Raw genomic sequence first — 12,209 nt, 5'->3', positions numbered from 1 at the left:
GGTTCCGGGGATCAGGCCGCGCGGCGGAGGCGGAGGGAGTTGCCGACGACGAGCACCGAGCTCGCGGCCATCGCCGCGCCCGCGATCATCGGGTTGAGCAGGCCGGCCGCCGCGAGCGGGATCGCCGCGACGTTGTACGCGAAGGCCCAGAAGAGGTTCTGCTGGATGACGCGCAGCGTCCGGCGCGACAGCCGGATCGCGGTCGCCGCGCTGCGCAGGTCCCCGCGGACGAGCGTGAGGTCGCTCGCCTCGATCGCGACGTCGGTGCCGGTCCCCATCGCGAGCCCGAGGTCGGCCGTCGCGAGCGCGGCGGCGTCGTTCACGCCGTCCCCGACCATCGCGACGACGCGCCCCTCGTGCTGGAGCCGGGCGACGACGTCGACCTTCTCGTCGGGGAGGACGCGCGCGACGACGTCCGCCTCCGCGATGCCGACGGCGCGCGCCGCCTCGAGGGCCGCGCCCTCTCCGTCGCCCGTGAGCAGGTAGGGCCGCAGACCGAGCTCCCGGAGCTCGCGCACCGCCTCGGCCGACGTGGGCTTCACCGGGTCGCGCAGCACGAGCACCGCGCGCGCCCGGCCGTCCCACGCGACGACGACGGCGCTCGCCCCCGACGCCTCGGCCGCCGCGAACGCGTCGTCGAGCGCCGCGTCGGGCACCACGCCCTCGCGCGCGAGCCACGCCGGCTGCCCGACGAGCACCCGGCGCGCGGTGAGCCCCGCGGCGCCGTCGGCCCCGAGCGAGAGGCCCGAGTGCGCGGTCCGGACGACGGCCTCGACCCCGCCGCCCGGGGCGCTGCGGAAGTCGAACGCCTGGAGCGAGCCCACCACGACGCCGTCGGCCCCGACCGTGGGACCGTCGTCCGACGCCGGGGCGCCCGCGGGCAGGTCGCGCGCCGCCGCGGTGATCGCGCGCGCGATCGGGTGCTCGCTCAGGGCCTCGACAGCGCCCGCGTGCCGCAGGGCGTCGCGCGCGTCCGCGGCCGCCGGGTCGTCGGCCACGAGCCGGTCGAGCGGTGCGCGGCCCGACGGCGTCACGACCGCCTCGAGCGCCATCGCGCCCTGGGTGACCGTGCCCGTCTTGTCGAGCACGACCGTGTCGACGCGGCGCGTCGACTCGAGGATCTCCGGTCCCTTGATGAGCACGCCGAGCTGCGCGCCCCGGCCCGTGCCGACGAGCAGGGCCGTGGGCGTCGCGAGCCCCAGCGCGCACGGGCACGCGATGATGAGGACCGCGACCGCGGCGGTGAACGCGAGCTGCGTCCCCGCGCCGGCGAGGAGCCACGCGGCCAGGGTGCCGACCGCGAGCACGAGCACGACGGGCACGAACACCGCGGAGATGCGGTCCGCGAGCCGCTGCACCGGGGCCTTGCCCGTCTGCGCCTGGCTGACGAGCCGGCCGATCTGCGCGAGCGTCGTCTCCTCGCCGACGCGCGTCGCCCGCACCAGGAGCGCACCCGCCGCGTTCACCGTCGCGCCGGTCACGGCGTCGCCCGGGCCGACGTCGACCGGCACCGGCTCGCCCGTGAGCAGCGACGTGTCGACGGCGCTCGACCCCTCGAGCACGACGCCGTCCGTCGCGATCTTGTCGCCCGGGCGCACGAGGAACGCGTCCCCGACCGCGAGGTCGGCGGCGGGCACGCGCTCGGTGACGCGCGCGCCGTCGGGCCCGGTGCGCGGGGTGCCGTCGGGGGCGAGCAGGACGCGCTCCGCGTCCTTCGCGCCGAGCTCGAGCAGCGACCGCAGCGCGTCGCCCGCGCGCCGCTTCGAGCGGTGCTCGGCGTACCGCCCCGCGAGCAGGAACGTCGTGACGACCGCCGCGACCTCGAAGTAGAGCTCGGGGGTGGCGCCCGCGTGGCCGCGCGACGGGACGAGCGTCGGCTCCATGCGCATCCCGAGCTCGCCCGCGCCGCCCAGCAGCAGCGCCCACAGCGACCAGAGCGTCGCCGCGACCACGCCGAGCGAGACGAGCGTGTCCATCGTCGACGCGCCGTGCCGGGCCGCGCGGAACGCCGCCGTGTGGAACGGCCACGCGGCCCAGGTGACGACGGGCAGCGCGAGCGCCGCGACGACCCACTGCCAGCCGGTGAACTGCAGCGCCGGGACCATCGACAGCGCGACGACCGGCACGGTGAGCACCGCCGCGACGCGCAGGCGCTGCGCCAGCACGACGCCGCGGTCGGTCGGGGCGGCGCCGTCGTCGGGTGCGGCGGTGGCGCGGTCAGCCCTGGTGGCGCGGTCGGCCCCGACGGCGCGGGCGGGCTCGGTGGCAAGGTCGCCGGAGGTGCTCGGGCCCGCCTCCGCCTCCTCCGGCCGCGCCGGCGCCTCGGCGGTCGTCTCGCCCAGGTCCGCCGGGGGAGTGCTCTCGACGGTGGTGGCGGTTGCGCGGCGGGTCGTGACGCGGGCGGTGTAGCCGGCCTTCTCGACGGCGTCGACGAGGTCGGCGTCGGTGACGTCGGCCGCGAGGACGACGTGCGCGGTCTCGAGCGGCAGGTTGACCGTCGCCGTGACGCCCTCGACGCGGTTGAGTCGCTTCTCGACACGCGCGACGCACGACGCGCACGTCATGCCGCCGATCGCGAGGTCGACCTCGGCGACGGGCCGGGCCTCCGCGGCTCCGCCGGGTGCGGCGGTCGGCGTGGGGGCGGGCTGTGCGGTCATCGGTGGGGCTCCTCGACGGGGTGCGGGGCGAGGTCGCCGCGGTGGTCCGGCGTGGTGGCCGTCGCGGCGGGCGCGGCCGTGCCGGTGCGGACGGGCGCGCGGGGGTCGGGGTCGTGGTGACGACCGGGACCCGGGGTGCCCGACGACGGTCGCGGCCTCGTGCGGTCGAGGCGCGTCCCGCCGTCGGGCACCGGGGAGGTGCGGACCGGGACGGTCAGGCGCGGGGCGGGACCTGGAGGTCGTACGTCTTCGTGGCGGGTGCGGCGTCCGCGGCGGGCTCGGTGCCGCAGCCGCACGCGCAGTCGTGCGCCTCCTGCTTGTCGGCCGCCTGCTCGGCGTACTGGGCGGCGAGGGCGTCCTGCTGGACCTCGACGGACTCGACCGCGTAGCCGGCCTCGTCGACGGCCTCGCGCAGCGCGGCCTCGTCGAGCGGGTCGTCGGAGAAGACCGTGACCTCGGACGTGCTGCCGACGCGGAGCTCGACGCTCACGTTCTCGACGCCGGCGACGGCCTCGAGGTCCTTCGTGACGTGGGCGACGCAGTTGCCGCAGGTCATGCCGGTGACGCCCAGGGTCGTGACGGTGCTCATGGTGCTCCTCGGGTGGTGGGTGGTCAGCTGCGGACGAGGCGGGCGATGGCGTCGGCGGCCTCCTTGACCTTCGCCGCGCCCTCCGTCTCGGACTGGCGGGCCGCGTCCACGACGCAGTGGCCCAGGTGGTCCTCGACGAGGCCGATGCTCACGGCCTGGAGCGCCTTGGTGACGGCCGAGACCTGCGTGAGGATGTCGATGCAGTAGACGTCCTCGTCGATCATGCGGGCGATGCCGCGCACCTGGCCCTCGATGCGGCGCATGCGCTTGAGGTACGCCTCCTTGTCGGACGCGTAGCCGTGCGGACCGGTGTGGACCGCCTGCTCCTGCTCGACGGCCGTCGCCTCGGTCGTGTCGGTCATGCTCTCCTCCTCGTCCAGGACGCGGTAGCGCGCCCGCCGCCTCGGTGGTGCGGCGGTGATACCCCGTCAGGGTACGCCCCATCATACCCCGGTGAGGTATGCGCGGGGAGGCTCCCCCCGCGCCTCCCCGCGCATGACACGTGTCATGCCCGGCGCGTGAGGACTCCACCCCGACCGGTGACGGGCCGCACTGCCGCAGGCGCCCCGACGCCGCGAGGCTGGAGGCACCACCACACGAGAGGCGCACCATGACCGACATCGTCACCGGGCTCCAGGAGCTCACGCAGAGCCTTCCCCCGTTCCTGCGCTGGGTCGGCGTCCTGCTCGCGGGCGCGATCCCGTACGTCGAGGCCGAGGGTGCCGCGGTCCTGGGGGTCGTGGCCGGCGTCAACCCGTTCGTCGCGATCCCGGTCGCGATCGTCGGCAACGCGATCGCGCTCGCCGCGGTCGTCTGGCTCATCAGCGCGGCCCGCTCCGGGATCACGCGCGGACGCACCGTCGAGAGCTCGCCCAAGCGCCAGCGGATGCGGCAGGTCTTCGACCGCTACGGCGTGCCCGGCGTCAGCCTCCTCGGGCCGCTGCTCCTGCCGAGCCACGTCACCGCCGCGGCGATGGTCGGGTTCGGCGCACCGCGCGCCCGCGTCTTCACGTGGGGCGTCGTGGCCGTCGCGGCCTGGGCCCTCGTGCTGGGCGTCGTCGTGCACCTCGGCGTGAGCGCCGCCGTCGGCTGACGGCCGGGTCACGACGCCGTCACGGCGGCATCACGATTCGGCGCACGCCGCGCGGTGCGGTGACCCCGCCCCTACCCTCCGAAGCATGGGCAGGGGAGCCGGAGCACGACACGCGCTGCGCGTGACGGTGATGTCGGTCGCGCTCGCGGGCGCCGGGCTGGTCGCGGCGCCGCCCGCGGGCGCGTGCGCGTGCGGCGGGTTCGTCGACGGGCCCGCGTACGACACGTCGGTCTCGCACGAGACCGCGGTCCTCCAGTGGGACGGGACCACCGAGACGATGCTCGTCGAGCTCGCCACGCTGTCGAACGCGCCCGAGGTCGGCCTGCTGCTGCCCACGCCCGCACCGGCGGAGGTCGCGCTCGCCGACCCGCAGGTGTTCCGCGAGCTCGACGAGCTCACCCGGCCGCGCGCCGTCGTCTCCGACACGCGGTGGTGGCCCGAGCTCGGCTTCGGGAGCGGGGCGGACGCCGCGGCGGGTGCGGGCGTGACGGTGCTCGACGAGGTCCGGCTCGGGCCGCTCGACGTCACGACGCTCGGCGCGACCGACACGGGCGCGCTCGACGCGTGGCTCACGGAGCGCGGGTTCCAGCTCCCCGAGACGATCTGGACGGCGCTGGCCCCCTACGTCGGGGAGGGCTGGTCGTTCGTCGCCGCCCGGCTCGCGCCCGAGGAAGCGGCCGCGTTCGACGGCACGCTCCAGCCGCTCCGGGTCACGTTCCCGAGCGGCTCGCTCGTCTACCCCATGCGCATGTCCGCCGTCGCCGAGGACCCCCAGAGCACGCGCACGTACGTCCTGGCCGACCACCGCGTCGACCGCGTCGACCCGACCGCCGAGGCGCAGGCGCCGACCGTGCGGTTCGCCGGGCGCCTCGACCCGGCGGACGTGACGTCGCAGGAGCTCGCCGCGCTCCTCGCGGGAGGCGGCTTCGTCACGGCCCACGAGCAGGTGTTCACCGAGCCGGCGACCCAGATCGTCTCCGACTTCTCCTTCGCGCCCGCCGCCGCGGACGTCGCCCACACCCCGACGTACGCCGTGGTCGCCGAGAAGCGGATCGGCCCGTTCTTCGCCGGGCCCGTCCTCGCGTTCGCCGGCGTGCTCGCGCTCGCGGCGCTCGTCGTCTGGAGAGGCCGACGACGTCGCTCGCCCTCGCCGGCCCTCGCACCGCACCCCGCCCGCGCCTGAGCGGCGCGACCCGGCCCGCGCCCGGGTCACCCCGTACGGGCGAGACGCGCGGTTCGCCGCGACACGCGGCACCGCCGGGTGTTCCATGGAGGCGAAGCGGGAGGCGCCCGGGCCCAGGCCGTCGGGAGCCGGCCCGTCACCTCGGCAGGGGAGTGACCCATGACGATCCAGGACCCGATCCTCACCGCCTTCTCGCGCACCGCGAAGCAGGTCTGGTACTGGCCGGTGATCCGCGGCGTGCTCGCCATCCTCTTCGGCATCGTCGCGCTCGCGTGGCCGGACAAGACGGCGGCCGTCGTCATCTGGGTGATCGGCATCTTCGCCGTTGTCGACGGCATCGTCGAGATCGTCGAGGGGATCCGGCGCCGCGGCACGGGGAGCGGCACCGCGCTGCTCGTGACGATGGGCGTGCTGAGCCTCGCGGTCGGCGTCGTGCTGCTCGCGTGGCCGGGCAAGACGGCGATCGTGCTCACCTGGATCGTCGGCTTCTGGGCCGTGGTCTACGGCCTGTTCCAGACGGTCGCGAGCCTCGACCTGCGCAAGGTCCCCGGGAGCGGGTGGGGCTGGGGCGTCGTCGCCGGCCTGCTCGGCATCGTGTTCGGCCTGCTCGTGCTCTTCAACGTCAACGCCGGCCTGGTGTCGATCGTGTGGCTGCTCGCGCTCTTCGCGATCGTCTGGGGTGTCATGCTCATCGCGTTCGGCGTCCAGATCCGCTCGCTCGGCCGACAGGCCGGACGCGCGGCAGCACCCGGCACCTACTGACCCACGCCGGCCCGCGACGAGGCCGGCGCGGTCCGATCAGCTGGGCGTCGTGGCCGCGAGAGCGACCGTGCGTCTCACGGCCGCTGCGCCGGTCGTTCCGATCGGGTGGCTTCGCCCGGGTGAGCGCGTCGGGAAGCCGGCCGTACCCGGCGACGTGCTCGTGTCGACCGGCTCGGGGAGCGATCGCCGAGGTTCTCGTCGTGGGGAGGCGTGGCGGTGCGCGGTTTCGCGCGCGACTGTCTGTGCCGGGAGACAACAAGGCCCCGGGGGGTCCCTCACCGAAGCGAGTCGCCATGATTCCCGGGGCTCTCTGTTGGCTACAGTCTAGCGACTCGCACGCACGTCGCTCAACAGGGGGCCCACGGATGTCGATGTACCCGCCCGTCCAACGCACGATGGTCGGGCTGCTGTCACGACCGCGGATGTCCACGTACGAGCAGGCGTCCGGGGGTGACCTGCCGGCCGCGGTCGACCTGTACAGGTGGAACCTGGACATCTCGATGGCGCTGTTCGAGGCGATCCACTACCTGGAGGTCGCGGTACGCAACCGGATCGACGACGCGCTGACGCAGCGTGCGGGAGCCGGGGTGGACTGGCTCGACTCGCCGTCCAGCGTGCCGCTCAACGGAGGGACGAGGGCCAGGATCGCCAAGGCGCGGGAGTTCGCGTCCCGGCACGGCCGGGTGCCCACACACGGTCACGTCATCGCGGAGATCACGTTCGGCTTCTGGCCGTACCTGTTCGCCGACAACTACAACCGCACCCTGTGGCAGCCCGCGCTGAAGAGGGCCTTTCCCACCGCACAGCGGACCGCGCTCCACACGCAGCTGACGGCCGTGAGCGACCTGCGCAACCGGATCGCGCACCACGAGCCACTGCTCGCCCTCGACATCGCGCGCGAGTACCAGGGGATCATCTCGCTCGCGGAGCTTGTCGAGCCGCGGCTGGGATGGTGGATCGACACGACGTCGCGCGTCGACGCGGTGCACCGCGCTGACCCCCGCCTCTGACCTGTCGACGAGCGGTCGCCGGGCGCGAGACGTCGGCCGCCCGCCCCGCCGACCACAGGGTTGCTGTCGTCCTGAGCGTCAGAACGCCAGCAACCCCGTGCTCGACGGGTGGGATGCTCCGGCCGGACGCCGTCAGGCGGGGCGGGCCTCCGCGGCCGCGCGGGCGGCGGCGGGGAACGCGTCGAGGATGCGGGCGACGGCGGCGTCGTCGTGGGCGGCCGAGACGAACCACGCCTCGAACACCGACGGCGGCAGGCTCACGCCCGCGTCGAGCATCGCGTGGAAGAAGGCGCGGTACCGGAATGTCTCCTGCGCCTGGGCCTGCGCGTAGTCGCGCACGCCCGCGGTCGCGGCGAGCTCGCCGAACATCACGGAGAAGAGCGAGCCCGCGCGCTGCACGCGGTGCGGCACGCCCGCCGCGTCGAGCGCGGAGCCGACCGCCGACGACAGCACGCCCGCGACCTCGTCGACGCGCGCGTACACCGCGTCGTCGGCGAGCCGCAGCGTCGCGAGACCCGCCGCGACCGCGACGGGGTTCCCGGACAGCGTCCCCGCCTGGTAGACGGGGCCGAGCGGCGCGAGCTGGTCCATCACGCTCGCCGGCCCGCCGACCGCGGCGACGGGCATCCCGCCGCCCACGACCTTGCCGAACGTGAACAGGTCGGGCGTCCAGCCCTCCGCGCCCTGGCCGCGCAGCACCGCGTTCTCGAGGCCCCACCAGCCGCTCGGCCCGACGCGGAAGCCCGTGAGCACCTCGTCGAGGATCAGCAGCGCGCCGTGCGCCGCGGTGATGCGGCGCAGGCCCTCGTTGAACCCCTCCGCGGGCGGGACGACGCCCATGTTCGCGGGCGACGCCTCCGTGATGACGGCCGCGATCTCGGAGCCGCGCTCCGCGAACGCCGCCTCGACAGCCGCGAGGTCGTTGTACGGGAGCACGAGCGTCTCGGCCGCCGTCGCCTCGGTGACCCCGGCCGAGCCGGGCAGGGCGAGCGTCGCGACGCCGGACCCGGCCTCCGCGAGCAGCGCGTCCACGTGCCCGTGGTAGCAGCCGGCGAACTTCACGACGACGTCGCGTCCGGTCACGCCGCGCGCGAGGCGGATCGCGGTCATCGTGGCCTCGGTGCCCGTGGACACGAGGCGCACGCGCTCCGCGGCCGGGACCCGGCGGCGGATCTCCTCGGCGAGCTCGACCTCGCCGAGCGTCGGCGCGCCGAACGACAGCCCGCGGGCCGCAGCCTCCTGGACCGCGGCGACGACGTCGGGGTGCGCGTGCCCGAGCAGGGCGGGACCCCACGAGCACACGAGGTCGACGTACTCGCGCCCCGCGACGTCGGTCACGTACGGGCCGCGCGCCGACGCGAGGAACCGCGGGTCGCCACCCACGGACCCGTAGGCGCGCACGGGCGAGCTCACGCCGCCCGGGAGCACGCCCTGCGCGCGCACGAACGCCGCGTGGTTGTCCGCACCGCCCGCGCCCGGTGCGCCGAACAGCGCCGCGTCCTGCGCCTGCACGGCCTCCGCCGTCCCGAAACCGCCCGTGTCCGTCATGCCCGCGTCCTTCCGTCGTTCTCGTCCAGCCAGCCCGCGAGCTCCGTCGCCCAGTACGTGAGGATCACGTCCGCGCCGGCGCGCTTGATGCCCAGCACCGACTCCGTGATCGCGCCCCGCCGGTCGATCCAGCCGTTCGCGGCGGCGGCCTCGATCATCGCGTACTCGCCCGACACCTGGTACGCCGCGACCGGCACCGGCGACATCTCCGCGACCGCCGCGAGGACGTCGAGGTACGACCCGGCGGGCTTCACCATGACCATGTCCGCGCCCTCGGCGAGGTCGAGGTCGGCCTCGCGCAGGCCCTCGCGGGCGTTGCCCGCGTCCATCTGGTACGTGCGGCGGTCACCCTGGAGGGCCGAGTCCACGGCCTCGCGGAACGGCCCGTAGAACGCGCTCGCGTACTTCGCGGAGTACGCGAGGATGCCGACGTCGTCGAACCCGGCGCCGTCGAGCGCCTCGCGGATCACCGCGACCTGGCCGTCCATCATGCCCGACGGCGCGACGACGTCCGCGCCCGCGCGCGCCTGCGCGACGGCCATCGAGGCGTAGCGGTCGAGCGTCGCGTCGTTGTCGACGACGACGCCCCCGTCCCGGCCCTCGGCCAGCACGCCGCAGTGCCCGTGGTCGGTGAACTCGTCGAGGCACGTGTCCGCCATGACGACCGGCCCGCCGCCCGCGTGCTCGCGCGCCGCCTCGACCGCGACCCGGATGCCGCGCTGCAGGATGCCGTCCGCGGCGTCCGCCTGCGTGCCGGTCGCGTCGCGCTCGGCGGGGATGCCGAAGAGCATGACGCCGCCGACCCCGGCGCGCGCGGCGTCGCGCACGGCGTCCGCGAGCGTCGCCTCGGTGTGCTGCACGACGCCCGGCATCGACGAGATGGGGCGCGGGGCGTCGAGGCCCTCCTTGACGAACAGGGGAAGCACGAGGTCGGACGCGTGCACGCGCGTCTCGGTCACGAGGCGCCGCACGCGCGGGCTGGTGCGCAGGCGGCGCGGCCGGTGGTGCCCGACGGGGAGCTGGTGGGTCACGAGGGGTCTCCTTCGGGGGTCGGGTCGGCAGGGGTCGTGCCCGCGGCGGGGGGAGCGGCCGGGTCGTCGGGCTCGGCGGTCGTGCGGGTGGCGGAGCCGGTGGCGGCGAGCGCGCCGACGAGCGCGGCGGCCAGCGCGGCGTCGGTCGGGCGGTCCGCGACCGCGTCGAGCCGCAGCCCGACGTCGCGCGCGGCCCGGGCGGTCGGGTCGCCGATCGCGACGCCCACGACGTCGTCGCGCGGCCCGAGCTGGCGCGCGATCTCGCGCGCGACGCTCCCGGAGGTCAGCACGACGGCGTCCACCGCGCCCGCGCGCCACGCCGCGACGACGTCCGGCGCGAGCGTGTGCGTGACGGTGCGGTAGACGGTGACGACGTGCGGGACGTACCCGAGGTCGTGCAGGCCGTCGTGCATCGTCGGCGCGGCGAGGTCCCCCTGCGGCAGCAGGACCACACGGCTACCTCGCGAGGCAGAGGTGTGGTCCCCCGAGGGAGAGCCCTGGTCGGCCGAAGGAGAGGTCCGGTCCGATGTAGAGAGGGTCGCGAACGCGGCGACGAGGCCGCGGGCCGAGTTCTCGTCGGGCTCGAGCTCGACGCTGATGCCGACCGCCTCCAGGGCGCGGCGCGTCGCGGGCCCGACGGCGGCCCAGCGGGCCCGGCTGGCCGCATCGGCGAGGTCGACGCCCCGGCGGGCGGCGCTCGCGAGGAGCTCGTCGATCGCGTTGACGCTCGTCACGACGACCCACGCGAAGTCGCCGTGGGCCAGGCGGGCGAGGGCACCGTCGACGGGCGCGGTGTCCTCGACGGGCGCGCGCTCGATCGCCGGGCTGACGAGGACGTGGGCGCCCGCGTCGCGGAGCGTCGTCGCGAGCCCCGCGGCGCGCTCGGGCGCGCGGGGGACCAGGACGGTCCGACCGGCGAGCGCGTCGGCCCGGCGGGCTGCACCCGCGGCGCCGACGGCGTCCGCTGCGCCCACGCCGTCCGCTGCGCCCACGGTCTCCGCGGCGTCCGAGGGGCCGCGCGCCGGGAGCGGCGGCACCACGGGCGCGGGCCCGCGCGACGGGTCGCGCAGCGGTCCGGGGCTCATTCCGCCGCGCCGCGGTAGCCGCCGTCGCGGAGCTGCTCGCGGGCAGCCTCCACGGCGCGGTCGGTCGCCGGGGCCTCCGCGGCGGGGGCGTCGAGGACGGGGGTGCCCGCTCCGGTCTCGCGCAGCGGCGCGAGGCGCGCGGCGCCGTCGGCGAGGAGCGCGTCGGCGACGCGCGCGCCGAGCCCGCGCGCGACGTCGTCCCGGGCGGTCGCGGCAGCGGCGAGCGACCCGGTGCTCGGGGGGAGCGTGGCGCGCGCGGAGTGCGTGAGCTGCTCGGCGCCGTCGACCCGCGCGACGACGGCGGTCAGCGCCACGTCGCCGTCCTCGACGACGGCGTGCGCGCCGACGGGCGCCGCGCACCCGGCCTCGAGCCGGCCGAGCAGTGCGCGCTCGGCGAGCACGGCGAGGCGCGTGGGCTCGTGGTCGAGGTCGTGCAGGGCGCGGGCGAGGACCGGGTCGTCGAGCGACGACGTGCGGACCTCGACGGCGAGCGCGCCCTGCCCGGCGGCGGGAGCCATGATCGCGGTGTCGATGACCTCGGACACGGCCTCGAGCCGGCCGAGGCGGGCGAGGCCCGCGTACGCGAGCACGACGGCGTCGAGGTCCGCCTCCTCGCCGAGCGCCCGGGCGAGGCGCGTGTCGACGTTGCCGCGGATGTCGACGACGTCGAGGTCGGGGCGGACTGACCGGAGCTGCGCGGCGCGCCGCGGCGACCCGGTGCCGACGCGCGCGCCGCGCCGGAGCGTCGTGATGGTCAGGCCGCCGCGCGCGCACAGGACGTCGCGCGGGTTCTCGCGCTCGGGCGTGACGACGGTGAGCCCCGGCGCGGGCTCGGTCGGGAGGTCCTTGAGCGAGTGCACCGCGACGTCGCACCGGCCGTCGAGCAGCGCCTCGCGGAGCGCGGTCACGAAGACGCCCGTCCCGCCCATCTGGGCGAGCGAGCCGGTGAGCACGTCACCGTCGGTGCGGATGCGCACGATCTCGACGTCGCGGCCGGTCAGCTCTTCGAGGCGGCGGGCGACGTGGCCGGTCTGGGTCGTCGCGAGGGCGCTGCCGCGCGTGCCCACGCGGAGGGGCGTCGTACCTGCAGGACTCACGGAACCAGTCTCTCCCCACTTCGGCATTCCACGAAAATGCGCACGTCACCGCGCGGGAATGGCGCGCGGAGTGACGCGGTCCTGACGCTCGGTCAGGAACTTCCGGACAACGTGTCAGGTCAATTCGCAGAGAATTCTCGGGGCATTTCCGACG

At 76.0% G+C, this 12,209-nt stretch carries 11 protein-coding genes; 4 read left to right on the top strand and 7 right to left on the bottom strand.

Annotation, left to right across the window (positions count from 1 at the left end; translation table 11 throughout):
* Window positions 1-11: 11 nt before the first annotated feature.
* The 3 genes from AC3WT4_RS05920 to AC3WT4_RS05910 form a co-directional block, all read right to left on the bottom strand.
* Entirely contained in the window at window positions 12-2,657 is a 2,646-nt protein-coding gene (locus AC3WT4_RS05920; RefSeq protein WP_492314969.1) for a heavy metal translocating P-type ATPase, read from the bottom strand.
* A gap of 214 nt (window positions 2,658-2,871) precedes the next feature.
* Window positions 2,872-3,246, bottom strand: coding sequence for a heavy-metal-associated domain-containing protein (locus AC3WT4_RS05915; RefSeq protein ID WP_081895986.1), 375 nt, complete (start codon window positions 3,244-3,246; stop codon window positions 2,872-2,874).
* Between the two features lie 23 nt (window positions 3,247-3,269).
* Window positions 3,270-3,608, bottom strand: a complete 339-nt coding sequence (locus tag AC3WT4_RS05910) for a metal-sensitive transcriptional regulator (protein WP_034654885.1) — start codon at window positions 3,606-3,608, stop codon at window positions 3,270-3,272.
* A gap of 248 nt (window positions 3,609-3,856) precedes the next feature.
* Here AC3WT4_RS05910 and AC3WT4_RS05905 point away from each other — a divergent pair, with 248 nt between their 5' ends.
* The 4 genes from AC3WT4_RS05905 to AC3WT4_RS05890 all read left to right on the top strand — a co-directional run bounded on the left by AC3WT4_RS05905 (window position 3,857) and on the right by AC3WT4_RS05890 (window position 7,294).
* A complete protein-coding gene (locus AC3WT4_RS05905) occupies window positions 3,857-4,339 on the top strand; it encodes a hypothetical protein (RefSeq protein ID WP_074804843.1) in 483 nt (160 codons plus the stop codon).
* Window positions 4,340-4,424: 85 nt separating this feature from the next.
* Window positions 4,425-5,522: a DUF2330 domain-containing protein gene (locus AC3WT4_RS05900; RefSeq protein ID WP_108047976.1), complete on the top strand. Its 1,098-nt coding sequence runs from the start codon at window positions 4,425-4,427 to the stop codon at window positions 5,520-5,522.
* Window positions 5,523-5,681: 159 nt separating this feature from the next.
* On the top strand, window positions 5,682-6,284 hold the full coding sequence (locus AC3WT4_RS05895) for an HdeD family acid-resistance protein (RefSeq protein WP_492314968.1): 603 nt from the start codon (window positions 5,682-5,684) through the stop codon (window positions 6,282-6,284).
* A 422-nt stretch (window positions 6,285-6,706) separates the two neighbouring features.
* A complete protein-coding gene (locus AC3WT4_RS05890) occupies window positions 6,707-7,294 on the top strand; it encodes an Abi family protein (protein ID WP_167405688.1) in 588 nt (195 codons plus the stop codon).
* Window positions 7,295-7,426: 132 nt separating this feature from the next.
* On the opposite strand, the gene hemL is transcribed toward AC3WT4_RS05890, so the two are convergent.
* Genes hemL through hemC form a run of 4 tightly spaced genes read right to left on the bottom strand, consistent with a single transcriptional unit; the run spans window position 7,427 to window position 12,082 of the window.
* Entirely contained in the window at window positions 7,427-8,842 is a 1,416-nt protein-coding gene (hemL, locus tag AC3WT4_RS05885) for a glutamate-1-semialdehyde 2,1-aminomutase (RefSeq protein WP_108047981.1), read from the bottom strand.
* On the bottom strand, window positions 8,839-9,873 hold the full coding sequence (gene hemB / locus AC3WT4_RS05880; protein ID WP_492314967.1) for a porphobilinogen synthase: 1,035 nt from the start codon (window positions 9,871-9,873) through the stop codon (window positions 8,839-8,841). The genes hemL and hemB overlap by 4 nt, the downstream gene beginning before the upstream one ends.
* Window positions 9,870-10,958, bottom strand: coding sequence for a uroporphyrinogen-III synthase (locus tag AC3WT4_RS05875; RefSeq protein WP_492314966.1), 1,089 nt, complete (start codon window positions 10,956-10,958; stop codon window positions 9,870-9,872). The genes hemB and AC3WT4_RS05875 overlap by 4 nt, the downstream gene beginning before the upstream one ends.
* A complete protein-coding gene (gene hemC, locus AC3WT4_RS05870; RefSeq protein ID WP_083384939.1) occupies window positions 10,955-12,082 on the bottom strand; it encodes a hydroxymethylbilane synthase in 1,128 nt (375 codons plus the stop codon). Before hemC ends, AC3WT4_RS05875 begins: the two co-directional genes overlap by 4 nt.
* Between the last annotated feature and the right edge of the window lie 127 nt (window positions 12,083-12,209).

The sequence above is a fragment of the Cellulosimicrobium sp. EB106-03-01-XG111 genome, from assembly GCF_058792115.1.
This window is presented reverse-complemented; position numbering and strand designations above follow the sequence as displayed.